The organism is Pseudomonas asuensis (assembly GCF_014646755.1).
GTDB classification, from domain to species: Bacteria; Pseudomonadota; Gammaproteobacteria; order Pseudomonadales; family Pseudomonadaceae; genus Chryseomonas; species Chryseomonas asuensis.
Genome location: NZ_BMNW01000004.1, coordinates 19,751 through 42,323 on the forward strand (window position 1 = coordinate 19,751; position 22,573 = coordinate 42,323).

At 57.3% G+C, this 22,573-nt stretch carries 20 protein-coding genes and 1 other RNA gene; 10 read left to right on the top strand and 11 right to left on the bottom strand.

Features of this window, described 5'->3' with window-relative positions; translation table 11 throughout:
• Positions 1-205: 205 nt before the first annotated feature.
• From tfpB to IEX86_RS09580, 3 genes are all read left to right on the top strand, one after another.
• On the top strand, positions 206-1,987 hold the full coding sequence (gene tfpB, locus IEX86_RS09570; protein ID WP_188865910.1) for a type IV pilus assembly ATPase TfpB: 1,782 nt from the start codon (positions 206-208) through the stop codon (positions 1,985-1,987).
• A gap of 118 nt (positions 1,988-2,105) precedes the next feature.
• A complete protein-coding gene (locus tag IEX86_RS09575) occupies positions 2,106-6,818 on the top strand; it encodes a PAS domain S-box protein (RefSeq protein ID WP_188865911.1) in 4,713 nt (1,570 codons plus the stop codon).
• Positions 6,819-6,941: 123 nt separating this feature from the next.
• A complete protein-coding gene (locus tag IEX86_RS09580; protein ID WP_188865912.1) occupies positions 6,942-7,256 on the top strand; it encodes a DUF2388 domain-containing protein in 315 nt (104 codons plus the stop codon).
• 62 nt (positions 7,257-7,318) lie between these two features.
• On the opposite strand, the gene gcvH is transcribed toward IEX86_RS09580, so the two are convergent.
• From gcvH to IEX86_RS09620, 8 genes are all read right to left on the bottom strand, one after another.
• Positions 7,319-7,699: a glycine cleavage system protein GcvH gene (gcvH, locus tag IEX86_RS09585; RefSeq protein WP_188865913.1), complete on the bottom strand. Its 381-nt coding sequence runs from the start codon at positions 7,697-7,699 to the stop codon at positions 7,319-7,321.
• Between the two features lie 111 nt (positions 7,700-7,810).
• A complete protein-coding gene (gcvT, locus tag IEX86_RS09590) occupies positions 7,811-8,893 on the bottom strand; it encodes a glycine cleavage system aminomethyltransferase GcvT (RefSeq protein ID WP_188865914.1) in 1,083 nt (360 codons plus the stop codon).
• Positions 8,894-9,015: 122 nt separating this feature from the next.
• Entirely contained in the window at positions 9,016-10,626 is a 1,611-nt protein-coding gene (locus IEX86_RS09595; protein ID WP_188865915.1) for an ABC transporter permease, read from the bottom strand.
• A gap of 117 nt (positions 10,627-10,743) precedes the next feature.
• The gene (locus tag IEX86_RS09600) at positions 10,744-11,742 is read right to left on the bottom strand and encodes an extracellular solute-binding protein (RefSeq protein WP_188865916.1); all 999 of its coding nucleotides are present in this window, start codon (positions 11,740-11,742) and stop codon (positions 10,744-10,746) included.
• 95 nt (positions 11,743-11,837) lie between these two features.
• Positions 11,838-13,061: a 2-octaprenyl-3-methyl-6-methoxy-1,4-benzoquinol hydroxylase gene (locus tag IEX86_RS09605; RefSeq protein ID WP_188865917.1), complete on the bottom strand. Its 1,224-nt coding sequence runs from the start codon at positions 13,059-13,061 to the stop codon at positions 11,838-11,840.
• Between the two features lie 48 nt (positions 13,062-13,109).
• Positions 13,110-14,306 carry a 2-octaprenyl-6-methoxyphenyl hydroxylase gene (gene ubiH, locus IEX86_RS09610; RefSeq protein WP_188865918.1) on the bottom strand — a complete coding sequence of 399 codons (1,197 nt, stop codon included), beginning with the start codon at positions 14,304-14,306 and terminating at the stop codon, positions 13,110-13,112.
• 11 nt (positions 14,307-14,317) lie between these two features.
• Complete coding sequence (pepP, locus tag IEX86_RS09615; protein ID WP_188865919.1) at positions 14,318-15,667, bottom strand: Xaa-Pro aminopeptidase; 1,350 nt, start codon at positions 15,665-15,667, stop codon at positions 14,318-14,320.
• Positions 15,668-15,713: 46 nt separating this feature from the next.
• Positions 15,714-16,268, bottom strand: coding sequence for a UPF0149 family protein (locus IEX86_RS09620; RefSeq protein ID WP_188865920.1), 555 nt, complete (start codon positions 16,266-16,268; stop codon positions 15,714-15,716).
• Between the two features lie 106 nt (positions 16,269-16,374).
• Here IEX86_RS09620 and IEX86_RS09625 point away from each other — a divergent pair, with 106 nt between their 5' ends.
• The 4 genes from IEX86_RS09625 (at position 16,375) to IEX86_RS09640 (ending at position 17,734) form a co-directional block, all read left to right on the top strand.
• Positions 16,375-16,596 (top strand): TIGR02449 family protein, encoded by a 222-nt coding sequence (locus tag IEX86_RS09625; protein WP_188865921.1) that lies wholly within the window; start codon positions 16,375-16,377, stop codon positions 16,594-16,596.
• Positions 16,593-16,904: a cell division protein ZapA gene (locus IEX86_RS09630; RefSeq protein WP_188865922.1), complete on the top strand. Its 312-nt coding sequence runs from the start codon at positions 16,593-16,595 to the stop codon at positions 16,902-16,904. The genes IEX86_RS09625 and IEX86_RS09630 overlap by 4 nt, the downstream gene beginning before the upstream one ends.
• Before the next feature lie 28 nt (positions 16,905-16,932).
• Positions 16,933-17,110: non-coding RNA, 6S RNA (gene ssrS, locus IEX86_RS09635), on the top strand.
• A gap of 9 nt (positions 17,111-17,119) precedes the next feature.
• Entirely contained in the window at positions 17,120-17,734 is a 615-nt protein-coding gene (locus tag IEX86_RS09640) for a 5-formyltetrahydrofolate cyclo-ligase (RefSeq protein WP_188865923.1), read from the top strand.
• Between the two features lie 51 nt (positions 17,735-17,785).
• Here the strand turns inward: IEX86_RS09640 and IEX86_RS09645 are convergent, their stop codons facing one another.
• Positions 17,786-17,929, bottom strand: a complete 144-nt coding sequence (locus IEX86_RS09645) for a hypothetical protein (protein WP_188865924.1) — start codon at positions 17,927-17,929, stop codon at positions 17,786-17,788.
• Between the two features lie 186 nt (positions 17,930-18,115).
• Between IEX86_RS09645 and IEX86_RS09650 the strand changes: the two genes are divergently transcribed.
• The gene (locus tag IEX86_RS09650) at positions 18,116-18,550 is read left to right on the top strand and encodes an EVE domain-containing protein (protein WP_229685312.1); all 435 of its coding nucleotides are present in this window, start codon (positions 18,116-18,118) and stop codon (positions 18,548-18,550) included.
• Between the two features lies 1 nt (position 18,551).
• Here the strand turns inward: IEX86_RS09650 and IEX86_RS09655 are convergent, their stop codons facing one another.
• Positions 18,552-18,962: a flagellar basal body-associated FliL family protein gene (locus IEX86_RS09655; protein ID WP_188865926.1), complete on the bottom strand. Its 411-nt coding sequence runs from the start codon at positions 18,960-18,962 to the stop codon at positions 18,552-18,554.
• 256 nt (positions 18,963-19,218) lie between these two features.
• On the opposite strand from IEX86_RS09655, the gene IEX86_RS09660 reads away from it, so the two are divergent.
• Positions 19,219-19,890 carry a YoaK family protein gene (locus IEX86_RS09660; protein ID WP_229685313.1) on the top strand — a complete coding sequence of 224 codons (672 nt, stop codon included), beginning with the start codon at positions 19,219-19,221 and terminating at the stop codon, positions 19,888-19,890.
• 3 nt (positions 19,891-19,893) lie between these two features.
• Here IEX86_RS09660 and IEX86_RS09665 read toward each other — a convergent pair whose 3' ends face one another.
• Positions 19,894-20,919, bottom strand: coding sequence for a DUF5924 family protein (locus tag IEX86_RS09665; RefSeq protein ID WP_188865927.1), 1,026 nt, complete (start codon positions 20,917-20,919; stop codon positions 19,894-19,896).
• A gap of 285 nt (positions 20,920-21,204) precedes the next feature.
• Here IEX86_RS09665 and glpT point away from each other — a divergent pair, with 285 nt between their 5' ends.
• A complete protein-coding gene (gene glpT, locus IEX86_RS09670; RefSeq protein ID WP_188865928.1) occupies positions 21,205-22,536 on the top strand; it encodes a glycerol-3-phosphate transporter in 1,332 nt (443 codons plus the stop codon).
• Positions 22,537-22,573 lie beyond the last annotated feature (37 nt).

Here is a 22,573-nt window from a genome sequence, read left to right on the forward strand (position 1 = left end):
AACCAGCCATTCTTTGGGAGCCTTTCTAGCTCCCTTGACGTATCGTCGGACGTACAGAACTTCCTATAGGCTTAAGGCTCAGCTGTGTATAGGCGACCGAGCGCATGCCTAAACGATTAAAACGAAGCCACCACATGCCGTTATCTGTACAACCGGGCGCTCCGATCAAGCGTTGAAGCAGTAATTTACAGACGAGGAGACCTGCATGTCCGCTATCGCATCCCCCGCTCAGGACCGTTGGCTGGAGCTCTCCGACGTCCTGCGCGAACTGGTTACACAAGGTCGGATTGACCAACAGGCGGCCGAACAATGCCTGACCATTCGCCGCGGCTCTACAAACCCTCAACAGCATCCGCTTGAGTTTCTGGCGTCGCAGAATGTAGAAGACCTCAAGCGCCCCGGTAAGAAGCTGGATCTGGAAACACTGACCCAGTGGCTGGCAGAGCTTGCAGGTCAACCCTACTTTCGGATCGACCCGTTAAAGATCGACGTAGCTTCGATTACGCCGCTGATGTCGTATGCGTTTGCCCAGCGTAACAAGATCCTGGCAGTGGCCGTTGCACCTGATGAAGTCACTATTGCAAGCGCTCAGCCGTTTATCAGCAGTTGGGAAAGCAACCTTACCCACGTGCTCAAGCGTCCCATAAAGCGTGTAGTAGCCAACCCTGTTGATATTCAGCGCTACACCCAGGAATTTTTCCGCCTGGCTAAATCAGTCACTGGTGCCTCGGCAGTCGAGCAGCGCGGTGTCAACGTCGGTAACTTCGAACAGCTGGTCAACCTGGGCGCCAGCGATCAGGAGCCGGATGCCAACGATGCTCACATCGTCAATATTGTGGACTGGCTGTTCCAGTATGCCTTTCAGCAGCGCGCCAGTGATATTCATGTCGAGCCCCGCCGTGACCAGGGTACGGTCCGCTTTCGCATCGACGGTGTGCTTCACAGCGTCTACCAGTTTCCGGCCCAGGTAACTCTGGCAGTTATCAGCCGTATCAAGAACCTGGGCCGTATGAATGTGGCCGAGAAGCGCAAGCCGCAGGATGGTCGCGTCAAGACGCGCATGCCCGGCGACAAAGAAGTAGAGCTGCGCCTTTCAACCATGCCAACCGCCTTTGGTGAAAAGCTGGTAATGCGTATCTTCGACCCGGATGTCTTGCTCAAGAGCTTTGATCAGCTGGGCTTCTCAACCGATGACCTGCGTCGTTGGTCCGCCATGACGGGTCAGCCCAACGGCATCATCCTGGTAACCGGCCCGACCGGTTCAGGCAAGACCACAACGCTCTATACCACGCTCAAGCAACTGGCGACCCCGGAAGTGAATGTGTGCACCATCGAAGATCCGATCGAAATGGTCGAGGACTCGTTTAACCAGATGCAGGTGCAGCACAATATTGAGGTGAATTTCGCCAGCGGAGTGCGCGCCCTCATGCGTCAAGACCCGGATATCATCATGATCGGTGAGATCCGCGACCTGGAAACAGCCGAAATGGCCATCCAGGCGGCCCTGACTGGACACTTGGTGCTGTCTACCCTACACACCAACGATGCGCCCAGTTCCATCAGCCGCCTGATCGAGCTGGGAGTGCCTTACTACCTGATTCGAGCGACAGTGCTGGGTGTCATGGCTCAGCGTCTGGTGCGTACGCTCTGCCCTCACTGCAAGGCGCCCATTGAACTCAGTGAGCAGGACTGGCAGGAGCTTACCCGCCCCTGGAGTGCACCGCTTCCCACCGGAGCCATGCAGCCCGTTGGCTGCTCCGAATGCCGTGATACGGGTTATCGGGGTCGGGCCGGTGTGTACGAGATCATGGTGCTTTCGGATGCAACCCGGCAGCTGATCTCACCGGATACTGACATCACGGCGCTGCGTCGACAGGCATTCAAAGAAGGCATGCGAAGCCTACGCCTTTCCGGCGCACAAAAAATTGCGGCAGGTTTGACTACTATGGAAGAAGTCCTACGCGTTACGCCACAAAGCGAGCGATGAATGACCGATGAACTTCGCCAAAAACCGGTACCACTGCATAATGAAGTGACGCAGAATGGAAATTCCCTGATGTTGTATATGGGTTTTATGGACGATGATGAATCATGCGGAGCCTGTGTTGAGTAATACCCTTGTACTGCCAACAGGTTGGAGCGAGCGCGAGCGACTCGCGGAGCTGTACCGCTATGACATTCTCGACACACCCGCCGAGCCAGCCTTTGACGACATCGTCCAGCTGGCCTCGCAGATCTGCCATGCCCCGATAGCCGTCATCAACCTGGTCGCCGAAAACCGTGAATGGTTTCTAGCCGAAAAAGGCTTTGGTGTTCGGGAAATGCCGCTGCATCTCTCCATTTGCGCCAAAACCATTGAGCATCCTGGCCTAACGGTAATCCCTGATCTACGCGGGGATGATCGCTTCGCCAGTAACCCACTCGTCAAGACGTCGGACGGCCTGCGCTTCTATGCAGGCGTCCCGCTGGTGTCCTCCGCCGGCATCCCTCTTGGAACCTTGTGTGTGCTGGACTGGCAACCCCGTGCGCTGACGGCAGCCCAGGCAAAGTCTCTCGAAGCACTTGGCCGGCAAGTCATGCAACTCCTGGATCTACGCCTGGTACGAACTGCCTACGAGCGCAGCGAGTCCATGAATCGTCAGCTCCTGGATAATCAGCTGGCCCAGGCTCTACTGACGCTGGATGACAGGGGGCACATATTGGCCTGCAACCCAGGCGCCGAGTCTGCCCTGGGCTGGGACGAAAGTGAATTACGCGGGCGCTCACTGGAGCTGCTGTTCACAGCCGAAGACCAGGCCCGTCAGCTTCCCCAGACGCTACTTACAACTGCCAGACAGGAAGGACACTACCAAGGCGAAGGTCTGTACCTGCGCAAAGACAAGCACATACTGCATGCCAGCTATAGCCTTCAGGCCTTGCAAACCGAGCGTCACGAAGCCAACGGCTTTCTGCTGAGCCTTCAGGATGTCACGGCCGAACGGCTACAACAGCGAACCGCCGAGCAGAACGAGGCCCGCTACAGGGCCTTGGTGGATGTTAGTCCGCAGATTGTCTGGTTTGGCGATCGGCACGGATTCATGGAGTACACCAACCGCTATTGGTACACCTATACCGGGCTTGATCCAGACGATATGAACCCTGACAGCTGGATGCGTGCCGTCCATCCAGACCACATCCAGCGTGTTAAAAGCACTTGGCGTGACACTATTCTTCGTCGCACAGCCGCCAAGATCGAAGCGCCCTTCCGCGCAGTGGACGGCCAATACCGCTGGTTCGAAGCACGTGTTACCCCGGCCTTCAATGCTGCCGGTGAAATCGAGCGCTGGGTCGGCGTAGCGCTGGATATTGATGACCGCAAGCGGGCCGAAGCCGCGCGTCTGGAAAGCGAAGCCTTCACACGCCTGTTGATCGACTCGATTAGCGAAGGGTTCTACTCCATTGATCAACAGGGGAGGACCACTCTGTGCAACGAAGCTTTCCTGCACATGCTCGGCTTTACCGACCGTAGCCAAGTCCTCGGACGCTCTGTGCATGGTCTCATCCACCACAGCCGTGCGGACGGGACGCCACTCCCTGAAAATGAATGCCCGATATTTCTTACCGCAACAACGGGTAAACCCTACCATGCAGAGCAGGATTGTTTTTTCCGCCAAGATGGCAGCCGCCTTCCTGTAGAGTACCGCTCCGAGCCAATCTGGCGTGACGGTGAGCTGCAAGGCGCCATTTGCACGTTCATGGATATCAGCGAGCGGCTCCGTACCCATGATCGTCAACGCTTCCTGCTTGAATTGGGCGACCGTCTACATGGCACTCTCACGCCCACCGACGTCGCTAACGCCTTGGGTCAGAGCCTTGGCAACGTCCTGGGTGTGCAGCGTATCGGCTATGCGCTACTCGATCGCTTTGGGGTGCTCAATGCAGAGAGCAACTGGAGCGATGCCAGTGTTACGCCAGAAATCGGCAGCTTTTCGCTTAATGACTTTAGTGCGGACTTGAATGCTGACCTCATTAACGGTGCAATCATCGTTGTGAGCGATACGGCTACCGATCCACGCACACAGGCTCAGCGGGAAAAGCTCAAACAGTGGGCTATCCACGCCATGATGCTGGTTCCCCAGCATGACAAAGGTCAGCTCAAGGGCGTCCTCTATGTCCATGCCAGCACGCCACATAACTGGTCGACCGAGGATATTGCCCTGGTTCGTGAAGTGGCCGAGCGCATCCGCGTGGTCGTGGAGCGCACCAGCGCGGCAGAAGACCTGCGCCTGGCCGAGCAGCGGATCAGTCTCGCCATTGATGTCGCAGCCCTGGGCGTCTGGGATTATGACATCGATCGAGACGTGATCACTTGGGACAACCGTATTACCGAAATGACAGGCATTCCGGCCAGTACGTCCCGCAGTGTGACCGACCTGCTCATCAATATCCTGCACCCGGAAGACAGCGAAAACGTCCAGGCGGTATTCAAGATGGCCACCGCCGGGGATAGCGAAGGCGAGGCGCAATTGGAGTTTCGCGTACGGGGCCGTAATAGCACCGAGCCGGTCTGGTTGAGCGTACGGGGCCGACGCGTGACCGAACCAGACGGCACTCGCCGCATCATTGGTATTGCACGAGACATTACCAAGAAGCGCCAGAATGCAGATGCGCTCAATGCCATCAACCGTGAACTCACCCGCCAGATTGAAGAGCGCACCGCTGCTGCCGAGCGGCAGGCAGCGCTGATTGAGCTGGGCGACGCCTTGCGTGAGGCGAGCGATACCGACGATATTGGCGGTATCGTCTCCCAGACCCTGGCACGTATTCTGAACGTTTCACGGGTTGGCTATGCCCAGGTCGAACCCGACGGCGAAACGGCTATCGTCACCCATGATTGGAGTCATAGCACGAGCAGTCTGATGGGTACGTTCCGCCTCAGCGAGAACGGTACCTACCTCGATGAGCTGCAGAGGGGTGAAGTCGTCATTGTCCAGGATGTGACACAGGATCCGCGCACAAGCGCCTACCAGTCCCTGTACGAGTCCAATGATATTCGAGCCTTCGTTTGTGTTCCCTTGCTGGAGCATGGCCGCTTTGCGGCGTATCTGTTTATCTGTGATAACCATGCCCGCACCTGGACCGATGAGGAAGTCAGTTTCCTGCGTGATATTACTGACCGCGTTTGGGCTGCTATCGAGCGCGCCCATTCCGAACAGGCCCTAAGGCAGAGTGAGGCGCGTTTCCGGCTGATGGCGGACAGTGCTCCGGCACTCATCTGGGCCGCTAACGCCGAAGCCAAGACCATTTTTACCAACAGCCGTTACGAAGTGGAATATGGTCTCTCCTATGAGGAGACCCTAGGTTATGGATGGACACGCATCATCCTTCCTGAGGATACCGAGCGCGCTTTAGCCGAATACCAACAGGCATTCGAAATGCGGCAACCCTATCGCAGCGAAATGCGTGTCCGCGACAAGAGGGGTGATATTCGCTGGCTACGCTGTGAAGCTGTTCCCCGCTTCGATGACAAGGGCGTTTTCCTCGGCTATATCGGCTGCAATGTAGATATTACCGAGGCCCGTACCGCGACTGACGCTCTGGAAGCCAAGATCGCCGAACGTACCCAGGAGCTGGGTGAGAGCCACGCTCGGCTGATTGCTGAGATCTATGAGCGTGAGCGTGCAGAGGAGGCCCTGCGCCAGTCCCAGAAAATGGAAGCCATTGGCCAGCTTACCGGCGGCATTGCACACGACTTCAACAACATGCTGACCGGAATCGTTGGCGCGCTCGACCTCATCCGCATGCGTGTCATCAGCGGCAGGACGGATGATCTGGACCGTTACATCAATGCTGCCACTGCATCAGCCGACCGAGCCTCCGCCCTGACCCATCGGTTGCTGGCGTTTGCCCGCCGCCAGACCCTGGATACGAAACCGGTGGACCTGAACGAGCTGATCGACTCGCTGCGTGATCTGTTTGTCCGCACCGTAGGCGAGCAGATCAAGATCCGAACACACCTGAGTGCTGATCTGTGGATGGCGTTCAGCGATGCTCATCAGCTTGAGAATGCACTGCTCAACCTGGTTATCAATGCGCGTGATGCCATGCCGGACGGCGGGGACCTAACTATCGAAACGCTAAACGTTACGCTCGATAGCGAGGCGGCACGGCGCGAGACAGTGGAGCCTGGCGATTACATTCGTATCCAGGTCAAAGACACCGGCCAAGGCATGACACCCGAAGTCATGGCTAAAGCATTCGAGCCGTTTTTCACCACCAAACCCTCTGGACAAGGTACCGGACTTGGTCTGGCGATGATCTACGGCTTTATCAAGCAATCCGGCGGCAACGTACGGATCGATAGTCAAGTCGGGCACGGTACAGCCATCAATCTGTTGCTGCCGCGTCATCTCGATCCTGTAGTGGAAAGCCCTGTGCCCGAAACACCTCATGGAATGCCTCGGGCCCAGGAAGGCCAGACAGTGCTTGTCGTCGAAGACGAAGCCGCGGTCCGCATGATCGTGCTCGAAGTCTTATCCGAGCTTGGCTACACCGCCTTTGAGGCTGGCGACGCCGAGCAGGCGATTCCTCTTATTCAGAGCGACCAGCGACTCGACCTTCTTGTGAGTGATGTAGGGCTGCCCGGCATGAATGGCCGTCAATTGGCTGAGGTAGCACGCACGCATCGACCCGATCTGAAAGTCTTGTTTATTACCGGCTATGCCAAGAATGCCGAGGTCCGAAGTCAGTTTCTGGGCAAGAACATGGACATGCTGACCAAGCCCTTCGATATCGATGCACTGGCCAGCAAGATCCACGAGATGATCCAGACACCTTAAAGCTCAAACCAGGTATCAGAGCGAAAGCCAAGCGGCTCACGTCCTTTGAAGGCACTTTGCCTTCAAAGGAACTCGTTTGATCTGTACATCATCTAAAGGGAACCTTTAGAAGGAGATGTAGCTATGCGCCTCAAAAAGCTTGCCCTGGTTTCCCTCGTACTGCTGCCATTCGCTGCCGGCTCCGCCATGGCTGATGCCAAATTCTGGCGTCATGCGGCAACCTCGGGAGCAACAACCGGCTCCACGTATCTGAGTAGCCGTGACGACCACAAGATGGTTATCGCAACCCAGGACGACGCTAGCGCTTTCCTCGCGAGCAACGGTGAAATCCGTGGCCCTTACCTGGAAGCAGCGCTGCGTGAAATGCGTAATGCCACTCCAGGCAGTTCCGCCAGCGATATTGATCTGGCAACCAAGATTCTTACTGCGCAACAGTAAAGATCTTTGCCAAAAAAAAGCCCCGCCGGGATCGCCCGGCGGGGCTTTTTATTTCAGTCGGATCAGTCGTTCGCCGCACGATAGGCATCGGCATCCATCAGCTTATCCAACTCAGCCGTGTCGCTGGGTTTGAGCTTGAAGAACCACGCCGTATACGCGTCGGTATTGACCTGCTCAGGCGTATCGGCCAGCGCTTCGTTCACTGCTATCACTTCACCGGACACCGGTGCATAGATGTCCGATGCTGCCTTTACCGATTCCACCACGCCTGCCTCCTGGCCAGCCGCCAGTGTCTTACCCACTTCAGGCAATTCGATGAACACAACATCGCCCAAGGCTTCCTGGGCATGATCGGTAATACCGACCGTGATGGTGCCATCGCTTTCCAGGCGGGCCCACTCGTGGCTGGACGCATAGCGAAGTTCAGCGGGAATCGTGCTCATGTTCGGCTCCTTGTAAGGCAATCGGCTAATCGTAATAGCCCAAGCGTAGCGTGTCAGATGACCTGCCCGCCACGCCTGACGAGAAAAAAGCCCAAAATCTTGTCTGCCTGCTCAAATAAGCGTCTTACCAAAGCGTACAAAGCACGGTTTGACTACCCGCACCGGCAGCCATTTTCCCCGGATTTCGACCTCTGCCCGCTCACCGGTCTCAACCGGCACCCGAGCCAACGCAATGGACTTGCCCAACGTTGGTGCGTAGCTGCCGCTGGTGATCTCACCTTCGCCACAGCCGGCGACGCGCACTACCTGATGCGCACGTAACACGCCGCGCTCCTCCAGCACCAGACCCACCAGCCGTGAGCGGGGCCCGGCATCACGTTCCTCCTCAAGAGCCTTGCGGCCAATGAAATCCCGCTCCTTGGGTTCCCACGCAATGGTCCAATCCAGATTGGACGCCAGAGGGGAAACATGCTCATCCATTTCATTGCCATACAGGTTCAGGCCGGCCTCCAGGCGCAGCGTATCGCGCGCGCCCAGCCCCACCGGCCCGATTCCGGCCCCCACCAGCTCATTCATGAAGCTGACCACTTCATCGGCTGGAAGAATGATTTCCAGTCCGTCCTCTCCGGTATAACCGGTCCGGGCAATGAACCACTGACCCTCTGGCATACCCTGGAAAGGTTTGAGCGAGTGGATCAACTCGGCACGTTCCGGCGACACGACGTCCGCAATTTTCTTGCACGCCTCCGGCCCCTGGATCGCCAGAATAGCTAATTCCGGACGGGGCGTAAGGGTAACGGCATATCCCTCGGCCTGTACGTCCAGCCATACAAGCACCTTCTCGCGGGTCGAAGCATTGGTAACCAGCCGGTAACCCTGCTCCAGGCGATACAGGATCAGGTCATCCACCACACCGCCCTGGGCATTAAGCATAATCGAGTAAAGCGCTTTGCCCGGCGCGGAAAGACGTGTCACATCGCCAACCATCAGGCGAGAGAGATACTCTTCGGCCTGCGTGCCGTCGATATCAACAATAGTCATATGGGAGACATCAAATACACCACAGTCACGCCGCACCTGATGATGCTCTTCGACTTGCGATCCATAGTGCAGCGGCATATCCCAGCCACCGAAATCCACAAGCTTAGCGCCCAAGGCTACATGCAAGTCGTAAAGCGGGGTGCGCTGTCCCATGGGGATCTCCTTGTTGTCCGGCTGGCTGCAGCGGCCGGCATTGTAGTCGTTCGAGATGACAAGCGGGCGTTTGAATTTCTCCCATCTGTCTTGATGGCACACACAGACCGCAGTGGAGGCGATCAGTGCCGTGCCGAGCGACGAATCAGGCCAATGACCGGCAACAACCCCACCAGCACCAACGTCAGGGCTGGCAGCGCTGCACGTGCCCACTCGCCTTCACTGGTCATTTCAAAGACACGCACAGCCAGCGTATCCCAGCCGAACGGGCGCATCAGCAGCGTAGCGGGCATCTCCTTGAGCACGTCTACGAACACCAGCAACGCAGCCGAGAGCGCCCCTGGCGCAAGCAGCGGCACATACACCCGGACAAACAGTCCCAAGCCGCCCACCCCCAGGCTCCGGGAGGCTTCTGGTAACGACTTGCGGACGCGTGCGAGGGCTGACTCCAGCGGTCCATAGGCAACTGCTAGAAAGCGAATGAGATACGCCAAGAGCAGCGCCCCCAGACTCCCCAGCAGAAGGGGCTTGCCTGCACCACCCAACCATTGGGATACCGGTACAACCACCTCTCGGTCCAGCAAACTAAAGGCCAGCATGATAGCCACTGCTAGTACCGAGCCCGGCAATGCATAGCCCAAATTAGCCAACGCAATAGCGGAGCGGACCGTACGCCGCGGGGCCTGCCGACGCGCAAACACCAGGAGCAACCCTAGCGTAACCACCAGTAGCGCTGCGACCAGCCCCAGGCCGAGGCTATGTAAAATCAAGCCGACGTAGCGCTCATCCAGATCAAAGCGGCCACGCTGCCAGAACCAGACAACCAGCTGCACAACCGGAATGATAAAGGCACAGGCGAAGACCAGGCTGCACCAGCCGGTAGCCAGGGCCGCTTTCCACCCGGTAAGTCGGTACAGCGCACCGCTGCGGGCACGCTCATTGGCGGGCCGGGCTACCCCACGCAGCTTGCGCTCCCCGAGCAGCACCACGCCAACCCCAACCAAGAGCAGGCTAGCCAGCTGGGCTGCACTGGACAGGCTGAAAAAGCCATACCAGGTCTTATAGATTGCCGTCGTAAACGTATCGAAGTTAAACACGGAGACAGCGCCGAAATCGGCCAGTGTTTCCATGATGGCCAATGCCAGCCCGGCACCAATGGCCGGCCACGCCATTGGCAAGGCAACCCGCCAGAAGGCCTGCCAAGGTGAAAGCCCAAGTGTGCGTGCGGCCTCGGTGAGCCCTTTACCCTGCGCGAGAAAGGCGCTACGAGCCAGTAGATAGACGTATGGGTAAAAGACCAGCACTAAGACAATAATGACCCCACCCGTCGATCGTACCGGCGGAAAACGCAGCCGCATATGAAACAGCTCGCGCAGAAAGCTCTGCACAGGTCCCGAGAAGTCCAGCAGTCCCACAAACACGAACGCCAATACATAAGCCGGGATCGCAAAAGGCAGCATCAGTGCCCAGTCCAGCCAACGGCGGCCTGGAAACTCGCAAAGGCTCGTAAGCCAAGCCAGACTTACCCCCAGCAGCGTGACGCCAATCCCCACCCCGACCAACAGCGTCACGGTATTGCCTAGCAGGCGAGGTAGTTGTGTGCTCCAGAGGTGTGACCAGATCTCGGTATCGATGTGCTGCCAGCTGAGCAGCAGCACGCACAGCGGCATAAGCACCAGACCTGCTGCCATAAACGCAATGAGAGACCAGCGACGAACAGCAGAATGAGACACGCGGTACACCTGTAAAGCAGGCAGAGGCGGCGTGGTAGGCGCATGCCTCAAGTCGGTATGGCGGTTGAGCAGTGATTGGGAAAGAGGGCGCACCGCGTGATCGCGGTGCGCCAACCATCAGTTCCAGCCTACGCGGTCCATCATTTTGATAGCCTCTGCCTGGCGGCGTCCTGCAACTTCGACAGGGATCGTATCAGCCTTGAACTGGCCCCAACTGGCAACCTCAGCCGAAGCCGGGACATTTGGATTGGCCGGATATTCCTGGTTGATGCCTGCAAACAGCGACTGGGCGTCAGGGCCGGTCATCCACTCGACCAATGCCTTGGCCGCTTCTGGATGAGGCGCATGCTGCGTCAGGCCAACGCCTGACAGATTCACGTGCACGCCACGGTCGTCTTGGTTGGGCCAGAACAGCTTCACGCCCAAATCAGGGTTCTGTTTGTGCATCCGCCCGTAGTAATAGGTGTTCACGATACCCACATCGCACTGTCCGGCATCAATGGCCTGAAGCACTGCGTTATCGTCTGGAAAGACACTGGTGGACAGATTGCGTACCCAGCCCGTCAGGATCTCCTCAGTTTTGGCCGCACCGTGGGCTTCGATCAAGGTAGCCGTCAGCGACTGGTTATACACCTTCTTAGCCGTGCGTAGGCATAGGCGACCCTCCCATTCAGAGCCTGCCAGCGCTTCATAGGTGCTCAGTTCATCCACGGACACACGGTCCGGCGCATAGGCAATAGTGCGCGCCCTTAACGTGAGCCCTGTCCAGCGTCCCGTCGAGGAGCGGTACTGAGGGGGGATATTCCGGTTGATAACCGCCGACTGCATCGGTTGCAGAATGCCCATCTGCTCCGCCTGCCAAAGGTTACCGGCGTCGACAGTAATCAAGAGATCGGCTGGAGTGTTAGCACCCTCAGCCTTGATTCTGGCCATCAGAGGCGCTTCCTTATCGGTAATGAACTTGACGTTCACGCCGGTCTGCTGGGTATAGGCATCAAAAACGGGCTTGATCAGCTCGTCAATCCGCGAGGAGTAGACCACTACCTCATCAGCTGCCTGGGCCACTCCAGCCGTCAGCCATAACGCGCACGCCAAAAACACTTTGCGAAACGGCATGTAAAGCACCTCATCTGAAAGATAGGTGCAAATGATAAAGACTCTCGCCTATCGAGCCGCCTCAACAAATGTGTCGAGTTGTGTCACGGCCCTGATCAGGCGCGTGCCAATTCTGGCAGGTCTCCTGTCTGACCCAAGGCCTGACGAACAAAGATTGCCTTTGCCTCGAAGTGCTCGTTAACCAGCTTGAATCCGGTATTACGCAGCCAGCGTACAGCCAGGTTGTCTTCCTGGAATAAACGCTGGAAACCTTCCATGGCGCCCATCATGGCAAGGTTATGCGGCATACGGCGGCGTTCATAACGACTTAATACCCGCACATCGGCCAAGTGCTCGCCCCTTCGGTGCCCATGCAGCAACACCTCAGCCAAGACCGCAGCGTCCAGAAAACCCAGATTGACGCCCTGCCCGGCCAATGGGTGAATGACATGAGCCGCATCGCCAATCAATGCCAGACCCGGCTCGACATAACGCTTGGCATGGCGCTGGCGCAGCGGAATACAGACACGGGGATCAGCCTGCTCGATAGCACCCAGGCGGTTCTCAAAGGCACGCCCCAGGGCAGCACAAAAGGCGTTGTCATCCATGGCCATCAACCGCTCGCTTTCCTTGGGCGTGCAGGACCAGACGATAGAGCACCAGTGCACATCCCCCTCGCGATCCAGTGGCAAAAAGGCCAGCGGGCCATCATCCGTAAAGCGCTGCCACGCGGTCTTTTGATGTGGGTGCGCACAACGAACACTGGTCACGATGGCATTGTGCAGGTAATCCCACTCTCGCGTTTCGACACCAGCCAAGTGCCGTACTGTCGAATGTGCACCATCGGCTGCAATGACTAGCGAGGTGCGAACGGCCTGCCTCCCTGCCAGCTGGATCAGCCAGTCATCACCGGAATGGCGCAACAGCTCCATCCGGGCGTCCGGCATCAGCTGGACGCTGGAGGTCTGTAACCGCTCCATCAGCGCGTCCTGGATAACACGGTTTTCGATGATATGACCCAGCACGTCGGCATGGACGCTGCTGGCCGTAAAATCAATAGCGCCGGTACCTGAGCCATCCCAGACATGCATGCGTCGGTAAGGGCTGGTACGGCGCGATAAAATCCCGTCCCAGGCCCCCAGGTTCTGCAGAATACGCCGACTGGCCTCAGACAAGGCACTGACGCGGGCCTCGAATGGCTGGGCCGGCTCGAAAGGCTTTACTGTCATCGGACCACGGTCCAGGAGCAGCACCTTCAGGCCGCTGCCCTCCAATGCCAGCGCCAGGGCACTACCCACCATACCGGCACCGACAATCGCGATGTCTACTTGGGTTTCCACGATCAAAGCTCCCTTGAAGCGGTTAGAGGCATAACAGGACAGGAACACTCAAAACAGCGTCTGGGCCGGGCGCGTACCAAGCCCCATCGCCTGACGGGCAAATGCCCCCTTTGCGGAAGGCCACAGCTCCAAACCGATCAATCCGGCATTACGCCCCATCGCCAGCCAGGGGTTACCGTTGGAAAACAGTCGCGTTACCTGATCAGAAAAACCAATAGTCAGCAGCTGGTCAAGGCGCTGGTCATGTAGATATTGCTGCAACGTTGCAAAATCACCGGGCTTGGTCTCGCTGCTCTCCAGCGCTTGCGCCAGCGCCGAAACATCGCGCAGCGACAGGTTGAACCCCTGTCCGGCAATCGGATGCAGGCTGTGGGCGGCATTGCCCAGCACCACAAGGTGCGGTCTTACCTGCTCCTGCGCCTTGATCAAGGTCAGCGGATAACTGTGCCGTGCGCCTACCTGCCGGAATGTACCCAGTCGGTAACCAAAGGCTTGCTGTAACTCCGCCAGAAAAGAGCGCTCATCAATAGTAGCCAGCCGTTCTGCATCCGCCTGCGGACGTGTCCAGATCAGGGCGCATCGGTTCTCGGGCAACGGCAGCAGGGCTAACGGGCCGGTATCGGTAAAGCGCTCAAAGGCCCAGCCCTGATGCGGATCGCCCGGTGTGACGTTGGCAATCAGCGCCGTTTGATCATAGGTCGTCTGCTCAACATGGATACCTAACTGCTCACGCAGCGCCGAGCGACCACCATCGGCCAAAACAGCCAGATCACACGTCAGCTCGGTGTCGTCATCCAGGGTGAGTGTATAGCCGTCCGGTCCCGCCACAAGACGGCGAACTTCGGCAGGGCAACGCCATTCGATAATGTCGCGGTCCAGAGCATGCCACAGGCAATGGCCTAGCCAAGCGTTTTCTATGACATACCCTAATGCGTCGACACGCTGCTCGGAGGCATCCAGGCGGGCCGCGCCAAAGCGCCCGCGATCAGACACATGGATATGCGTGATTGCCTCCGCGCGCTCGGCCAAGGCCTTCCATACGCCGAGCCGCTCGTAAATCAGGCGAGAGCCATAGGACAGCGCCGAGGAGCGGGCATCGTAGCTGGGCTGAAAGGCGTTACCCGGCGCAAAGGGCTCGATCATTACAATCCGCCAGCCACGCGCCTTTGCCAGCCCCTGAAGCGACAAGGCCAGGCTCGCACCTACCAGCCCGCCACCAATGATTGCCACATTGCAGCGCTGCATGTTCTCTCTCCTTACACTGCCGCGCCGGACGTCGAAGCGTCCTGGGCGTCAGCCATTAATCGTTCAATCTCATCAACCGCTTTGGGTACATGGCGGCTCAAAATTTCGCATCCGTGACGGGTGACTACCACATCATCCTCAATACGGACACCGATACCCCGCCACTTCTTTGCTACCCGCAGGTTATTGGGTGCAACGTAAATACCTGGCTCGACCGTCATGGTCATACCCGGCTCCAGCATTCGCCACTGATCGCCGATGCGGTAATCGCCAACGTCATGCACGTCCAGGCCCAACCAGTGTCCAGCCCGATGCATATAAAAGTCACGATATGCGCCTTCTTCGATCAGGGTATTGATCTCGCCCCGTAGCAGACCAAGATCAACCAATCCTTCCGTAATGATGCGCACCGTCACCTCATGGGCTTCATCCCAGTGGCGGCCGGGCGCAATACAGGCAAAGGCTGCCTCGTTGGCTGCCAGAACGATCTCATAGATCGCTTTCTGCTCGGGTGAAAACCGCCCACTGACCGGAAAAGTGCGGGTGATGTCACTGGCATAGCAGTCGATTTCGCAGCCAGCATCGATCAGCACCAGGTCCCCGTCCTTGAGCAGTGCATCATTCTGCTGGTAGTGCATGATACAGGCGTTACGGCCGGAAGCGACGATCGAGCCATAGGCAGGCATGCGTGCACCGCCCTTGCGAAAGACATAATCCAGCTCCGCCTCCAGATGATACTCCCTGAGGCCCGGCCGACAGGCCTGCATCGCCCGGATATGCGCATCACCAGATACAATCGCCGCCTCGCGCATCACCTTGATCTCGGCGGCAGTCTTGAAGAGCCGAGCTTCATGCAGGAGAGGGTCGAGTGCGATCAGCTCCTTGGGCGGCTGAGCGCCCTGATTGGCCTTTGCGCGAATCAGATTGATCCAGTCCAATAACTGCCGGTCGAAATCAGGATTCGAACCCATGGCGTAGTAGACACGCTCCCGTCCCTCGATCAGCCCCGGCAGGATGTCGTGGATATCGCTGATAGGAAAGGCATCGTCGGCACCGTACTGGCGGATCGCCCCTTCCTGCCCTGCACGCGGGCCCGCCCACATCTCCTGAACAGGGTCCTTTTCCCGACAGAACAGCACATACTCAGCATGCTCCCTGCCAGGAATCAGCGCCATGACGGCATCCGGCTCTGGAAAGCCGGTCAGGTACTGAAAATCGCTGTCCTGACGATAGGTATACTCGATGTCACGGTTACGGACACGCACCGGCGCAGCCGGCAGGATCGCAATACTGCCTGGAGCCATCTCGGCCATAAGCGCTCGACGCCGCCGGGCGAACTCAGCCTTCGGAATGCGGATCATGCGAACTCCTTAACGGAAGAACCGCCTTCGCCCACGGCGCCACGCCTCAATGAATTGAAGGCTTAGGTGCAGACGAAGGGTCCTTGCCGTACTCGCTGTAGAGAATGACAGGTGCCACACGAAGATACTCGGTAACCTCCATGTAATCGTTTTCGCCCTCTTCGGACTCCTCTAGCGTGTCCTGCACCTGAGCAATGGCTGCAAGATCCTGCAAAACTTCTTTAGCTTCGTTGGACAGTTCAATCGTACGGCTGGCCAAGCCAAAGCCGGACAGGAAACCCTGGCACCACTGGCCCATGGCGGCCAGGCGCTCCTTGAGCGGTGCCTCGTCGGTTGGCAGGAGCAGCACGATGGCTACTTCGTTGGTCGCGAATTCCTGTTGGACCATGCCCAGGAGCCCTACCAGCGCTGATTTCAGGCGGTCACTGGGTGCGCCGCCCAGAAGGTCGGCGGCTGCGACGAGCCAGTCAGACTCGTCAAAGCCGGCGCCGGCGCAAATACGGCCCATTAGGTGCCCGTGAAGCTCGGCTGGGGAGACAGGAAGAGCCGCTTCGCTCAATAATTGTGTGAACGCGGCGTATGCAGATGATGTACTCGTCATGGATGGCTATGGTCGTTCGTCGACGTGATGGCTAGAATGAACCTTGTATCCTACGCGTTGACCTTGTTACCGGCCAACCTTGTATAGCTCGGAGCAGCAGCCATCCATGCGCGAGTCCTCGATCGAAAACGATCTCCAAGTACTGACCGATAAAATTGAGCAATTGCTCGAACACATCGAACAGCTTAGGAAAGAGAATCGCCAGCTGCGCGCGCATGAGCGTGCCTGGCGAGAAGAACGAGTCAAGCTAATCGAAAAGAACGATTTGGCCCGACATAAGGTCGAAGCGATGATTTTACGCCTGAAAGCCCTGGAGCAGGACTCATGAGCACCGACACCGTCACCGTCCACATACTCGACAAGGACTACTGCATCAGCTGTCCACCGGACGAGCGCGCCAACCTTGAAACCACTGCGCGCTACCTCGACGGCAAGATGCGAGAGATCCGCGCCGGCGGCAAAGTGATTGGCGCCGACCGTATTGCGGTCATGGCCGCCCTTAACATTACCCACGATCTGCTGCATCGCCAGGATGGCGTGAACTTCGAAGTCAGCAGTACACGCGAGCGCGTTCGTGACCTGCTAGACCGTGTCGACCGGGCTCTGACAACAGAGCAGGACGAACGGGGGGTTTGATTCTCGTGGCGAAGGGGTATACTGAACACACTCTCTGGTGTGTTTGCCAGTCGGTCATGTCCCTGAGCCGATAAGCAACACCACGGGGGTCGCTCGCTGGGCTTGTGTGCATGTCCGCACGCCGGAAAGCCTAATGGCCCACGACTTCTCCCACCTTGAACTCTCGGGTTCAAGGGCTACACCGGCAGCGGCATTCCGGGGAGCTACCTTCTTTCATGATCAAAGCATCTGATCATTCTCGTTCGGCCTTGCGCCGACTGCTACGCCAAAAACGTCGAGCGTTAAGCCCTGTCGAGCAACGACAGGCTGCACAGCAGCTACATCGCCAGCTTAGTCATCATCCCCTATTCCGACGCGCTCGGCAGATTGCCTTTTATTTGCCTAATGACGGCGAAATCGATCCGCGCCCTCTGCTTCGAACAGCTCAACGCCGCGGTAAAGCTACATTCCTACCGGTATTAAGCCGCTGGCCAAGCACTCGCATGCATTTTCAGCGTGTCCGCCCTAGCGAGCGCTGGGTACGTAACCGCTTCAAGATCATTGAACCCAGGCCCAATCGCGCACAACAGCGCAAGCCCTGGACTCTGGATCTGATCCTGATGCCGCTGGTGGGCTTCGATGCACAAGGGGGTCGACTGGGTATGGGGGGTGGCTTTTACGATCGAAGCCTTGCCTATCTCAAGCGCCGTCGCGCCTGGCACTCACCTAAATTGTTAGGATTAGCCCACGAATGTCAGAAAGTAGATCAGCTGACGCTGGCCAGTTGGGATGTGCCAATGAAGGCAACGGTGACGAACAAGGGGTGGTACGAGAAAAAGCGAGAGGCCTGAACCCTGCGCCAGGACTACAACGCAGGGTATTCGACAGCGTATTGCGAAGATTCAGCGGGACACTTTTTGAATCACATGAGCAGACGGTGAATTGTCCTGCTGCTTGTCCCAGAGACTTTGAGTGTAGCCTGTCGTAACAACACCCAAGCTAAAAAGCGCGACCAGTACCCAAAGCAAGTCCGGCTTGCGTTTCATTTATGTGCCTACCCCTTCATTGGCATAATCAACGATACCGCCGGCCTGTTATATGTCAGGTCGTACGGCCACTTAAAACCGCGGCATTCTGCGCTAACCATTTTTCTGACGCAAACATTGCGTCAACCAACCGTCAGAAAGTCCAGAACCGTTTTCCCAGGAGCAATCTTCGTGCCTTATTGGCTGATGAAATCGGAACCCGATGAATTTTCTATCCATGATCTGCAACGCCTCGGCAATGGGCGCTGGGATGGCGTCCGCAACTATCAGGCCCGTAACTTCCTGCGTGCCATGGCTGCAGGGGACCTCTTCCTTTTCTACCATTCCAGCTGCGCTGAGCCTGGCGTAGCCGGCATAGGCCGCATAGAAAACGATCCCTTTCCTGATCCGACCGCGGTTGACCCAAAAAGCCCATACCATTCGTCGAAAGCCACCCAGGAAAAGAATCCCTGGATAGCGCGTAACGTCAGTTTTGTTGACGCATTCGATCAGGTCATTTCATTGACTCGTCTTCGTGAAATAGCCGCCTTGAGTAATTTTGCGTTACTGCAAAAAGGCAGCCGCCTCTCAGTCATGCCAGTAACTGACGAAGAATGGCAGGCCATCGTAGCCTGCCGTTGAATCAAGGCTGGACGATCAGGTTGTTGAACAGGAGGTCTTCCACCATCGGCTTGCCTTCCTCGCCATTGATGATGTCCTGGACTTGCTTGAGGGCAGCCTGACGCAATGCTTCGCGTGCATCGGCGCCGGTCAGCGTTTCATCGGTCTGCTGTTCAAACAACATGATGAGCTGATTGCGAATTAGCGGCTCATGGAAGGACACGCGCGCTGAGTCTTCCTTGCTCATCGTCATCAGAGCAATGTCAGCCTTGTAGTACTTAAGCTTTGGGCCTGTACCGTAGTTGCCCACCAGCGCAGGCGTAAGATTTATGTAGTCAGGCTGCGGCGCGCCCTCTTCGGCTTCCTTTTTTTCCTCAGCCCAGGCAGGCAGAGCGAGTGAGAAAGCAAGTACGAATGCAAGCAGGGCTTTCACGGGGCAATTCCTCAAACAAAAAGAGTGGTGCATAGCTAACCGATTACTATGCCTGTCACAGCTTATCGGTTAAACAGTGTCTTTCTGAAGCCATGCGATTCAGATAGGTAATAGCCAGAATATGACAGAATATAAAAACCGCCTCGTTAGCGGTCACAGACAGGCTCTGCCCAGGATTGACTCCCTACAACAATAGGATAACACCCGCTTGGCATCCGACTCTTCGCACCCCGCCTCCCCTGATCAGGATCATCGCCTGAGCGCGCACCGACACAACCGCGTAGGGCTGGTACTGGTTGCCGGCCTGTCGGTCCTGGCTGGCATGACCGACGCCATCGGCTTTTTATCGGCCGGTGACTATGTATCTTTCATGAGTGGCAATACGACACGTCTGGCTGTTGCCATAGCCTTGGGCGATAGCGCTACGCTCCTGCGACTGCTTTTGATTATCAGCCTGTTCGTAGTGGGCAATGCGCTCGGCATTGTTGTCGCACGCCTGAGCGGCCGCCAAGCGCTACCGCTTCTGCTTTTAACCGCCGGTTTATTGGCCGCAGCGGCCGGCTGGTCCGTCGGCAGCCTTCCTGGCGCTGTACTGCTTCCGCTTATAGCCGCAGTACTGGCCATGGGTATGATTAACGCAGCGGTGGAGCAGGTGAATGGGCAGTCTGTTGGATTGACCTATGTCACAGGCGCGCTCTCACGTCTGGGGCGGGGCCTGGGACGCTGGCTTCTAGGCGCACGGCACCCAGACTGGCTGATGCAAGCGACCCCCTGGATCGGCATGTTGGGCGGCGCCATCGTGGGCGCGTGGCTCCAGCATCATCTTGGCCTTATGGCTTTGTTTGCCAGCAGTGGCTGGGCCGCTTTGATCGGTCTAGCCTCCCTGTTGATTCCCAGGCGCTGGCAATTGCATTACATGCCACGATGAATATTAAGGCGTTACCTCGAAGCGCAAGGTGCCAATCATCTGGCCGTCCTCAGTTATGACCTGTACCCGCCATCGGCCCGCCACCTCTCCCGGGAAGTTCTGCTTGTGCGTCCAGGCACGATACCCCGCTTTCCGGCCGCCGCTGATTTCAAGCGGAATACGGTCCACTTCATTACCGTTATGCAGCCAAACGTGATAAATCCGCTCGCTTAGCCCACGTGGCGCATTAATGGCCGTATAGGCATAAAGCCCCTGTGATCGGAGCTGAGAGGCACTGATTTCATCGAGGCTTTTACCCGGCTCACGCTTGAGATTATCGAAGCGGCTGGTGACCGCAACATCAGTCAGCCATAGCGTGGCGGGCGGAACCCAGGTTCGCAGCATCCATCCCAGACCACCGATCATCAGGCTAAGGCCGAGCACGACAGGCCATTGCCACAAGCGCCGGATCGAGAGCGCCACGAGAATGCTTGGAAATGACAGTAATACCGCCACGCCCAATGCCAGCCGATAACTTTGCGTAGTGGTCAGGTGCAGGATGATGGGCAAGGACGTGAGCAAGACAGCAAATAAGGTCAACGTGTGATAGCCCAGGAAGACCCAGCGCCGCCTGGACAGCGACTTGTAATACAACGGGTCGACGACCGACACGACGGCCATGGCGGCCAGCAGGCCGGTAAAGATAGCCTGCCCGCTATTCCAGGTGGTTGTGACAAAGAGGAAAGGCAGCACAAAAAACAGACTTTCCTGGTGGATCATCTGGGTCGCATAGCGAAGAAGCCCAGGGGGCAGATTCCAGCCAAACCGCTTCGTCATCCATTGGCGCAGCACATTTTCCATCATCAGCCACAGCCAGCTGGCGAGCATCACAATTGCCATCACTTTGGCAAAGCCATGCTGTCGATCAACCAGGAGAAAACTGCATACGCCCGAAACAAAACCTGCCAGGGCAATCAGGCGTGGATAGCGATTGATCAGCATCGTGGCGAAATCAACCAGACGTGACAGGTAACGTTTCCAGTAGGGCATGGTGATCAGAACACAGGCGGTTATGGTTGAGACTCATGACGGGCAGTCAAGTGCAGTCCAGGCGGCGCAGCATACGCACCCGGTTACAGAACGCAAATTTCAGACAGCCTTTACACCGCTACCCACCCCTGAACAGGCAAGCGCACCTCAGCATTCGAAAAACAACATTTCACGAGCGTTTTTTTTCGTTTATCGCACAGCGGTATCGGTCATTTTTCTGAAATGAAACTGTAATATTTGCTGCGCAAGCCCTTTCTCATAAAAACAATGATCTTTGGAGCTCAAATGCTTGGTCTCTTTCGTCCAGCCGCTCACACGACGCGCCTGCCTTCTGATTGCATCGATCCGGTTTACAGACGTCTACGCTGGCAGATCTTTGCCGGTATCTTTATTGGCTATGCAGGGTATTACCTGTTACGCAAAAACTTCTCCCTAGCAATGCCCTACCTCATAGAGGAAGGCTACAGTCGCGGGGAGCTAGGTACTGCATTATCCGCGGTGGCTATTGCTTACGGCTTGTCCAAGTTTCTCATGGGTATGATTTCCGACCGCTCGAATCCGCGCTATTTCCTACCCTTCGGTCTGATCGTCTCGGCTGTTGTGATGTTTATTTTCGGTTTCGCACCCTGGGCGACGTCGAGCGTGACCATCATGTTCATTCTGCTTTTCATCAACGGCTGGGCCCAAGGGATGGGATGGCCGCCCAGCGGACGAACCATGGTGCACTGGTGGTCCCAGAAGGAGCGCGGCGGGGTGGTTTCGGTCTGGAATGTCGCCCACAACGTGGGTGGCGGCTTAATCGGGCCTTTGTTCCTGCTGGGCTTGGGCTGGTTCAACGACTGGCATTCCGCCTTTTACGTGCCGGCTGCCGTGGCACTGGGCATAGCCGTCTTCGCGTTTTTGACCATGCGTGACACACCGCAGTCTTGCGGGCTACCGCCTATTGAGGAATACAAGAAAGACTATCCCGAAGGGTACGATGAGAGCCACGAGCGTGAATTCAGCACGAAGGAGATCTTCGTCAAATACGTATTGAAAAACCGTATGCTCTGGTACATCGCACTGGCCAACGTATTCGTCTATCTGTTGCGTTACGGCGTGCTGGACTGGGCGCCTACGTACCTTAAGGAGGTCAAGCACTTTACGGTGGACAAGTCTTCTTGGGCTTACTTTCTCTATGAATGGGCAGGCATTCCCGGCACGTTGCTGTGCGGCTGGCTCTCGGACAAATTGTTCAAGGGTAACCGGGGCGCCACCGGCGTGGTCTTCATGGCACTGGTAGCTGTCAGTACAGTGGTCTACTGGCTCAACCCGCCTGGCAATCCCACCGTCGACATGTTCGCCCTAATTGCTATTGGCTTCCTAATCTATGGCCCGGTGATGCTGATTGGCTTACAGGCGCTGGAGCTAGTGCCCAAGAAGGCTGCTGGAACAGCGGCCGGCTTTACTGGCCTGTTTGGTTACCTGGGCGGCTCGGTCGCCGCTAACGCTCTGGTAGGCTATACAGTAGACCTGTATGGCTGGGATGGCGGCTTCATGCTGCTGGTTGCCTCATGCGTGCTCGCTATTGTCTTTCTGGCGCTGACGCTAGGCCACAAACGACCTGCGCTGAACTAAGAGTAATGAATCGATCCAGCTGCAACGGCTGGATCGA

Excerpts from the sequence above, each read along its gene's own strand:
- tfpB (WP_188865910.1), top strand. The coding sequence starts at position 206 with ATGTCCGCTATCGCATCCCCCGCTCAGGACCGTTGGCTGGAGCTCTCC.
- glpT (WP_188865928.1), top strand. The coding sequence starts at position 21,205 with ATGCTTGGTCTCTTTCGTCCAGCCGCTCACACGACGCGCCTGCCTTCT.
- IEX86_RS09580 (WP_188865912.1), top strand. The coding sequence starts at position 6,942 with ATGCGCCTCAAAAAGCTTGCCCTGGTTTCCCTCGTACTGCTGCCATTC.
- pepP (WP_188865919.1), bottom strand. The coding sequence starts at position 15,667 with ATGATCCGCATTCCGAAGGCTGAGTTCGCCCGGCGGCGTCGAGCGCTT.
- IEX86_RS09650 (WP_229685312.1), top strand. The coding sequence starts at position 18,116 with ATGAAATCGGAACCCGATGAATTTTCTATCCATGATCTGCAACGCCTC.
- IEX86_RS09600 (WP_188865916.1), bottom strand. The coding sequence starts at position 11,742 with ATGCCGTTTCGCAAAGTGTTTTTGGCGTGCGCGTTATGGCTGACGGCT.
- IEX86_RS09625 (WP_188865921.1), top strand. The coding sequence starts at position 16,375 with ATGCGCGAGTCCTCGATCGAAAACGATCTCCAAGTACTGACCGATAAA.
- gcvT (WP_188865914.1), bottom strand. The coding sequence starts at position 8,893 with ATGGGACAGCGCACCCCGCTTTACGACTTGCATGTAGCCTTGGGCGCT.
- IEX86_RS09630 (WP_188865922.1), top strand. The coding sequence starts at position 16,593 with ATGAGCACCGACACCGTCACCGTCCACATACTCGACAAGGACTACTGC.
- ubiH (WP_188865918.1), bottom strand. The coding sequence starts at position 14,306 with ATGCAGCGCTGCAATGTGGCAATCATTGGTGGCGGGCTGGTAGGTGCG.
- IEX86_RS09620 (WP_188865920.1), bottom strand. The coding sequence starts at position 16,268 with ATGACGAGTACATCATCTGCATACGCCGCGTTCACACAATTATTGAGC.
- IEX86_RS09665 (WP_188865927.1), bottom strand. The coding sequence starts at position 20,919 with ATGCCCTACTGGAAACGTTACCTGTCACGTCTGGTTGATTTCGCCACG.
- gcvH (WP_188865913.1), bottom strand. The coding sequence starts at position 7,699 with ATGAGCACGATTCCCGCTGAACTTCGCTATGCGTCCAGCCACGAGTGG.
- IEX86_RS09645 (WP_188865924.1), bottom strand. The coding sequence starts at position 17,929 with ATGAAACGCAAGCCGGACTTGCTTTGGGTACTGGTCGCGCTTTTTAGC.
- IEX86_RS09640 (WP_188865923.1), top strand. The coding sequence starts at position 17,120 with ATGATCAAAGCATCTGATCATTCTCGTTCGGCCTTGCGCCGACTGCTA.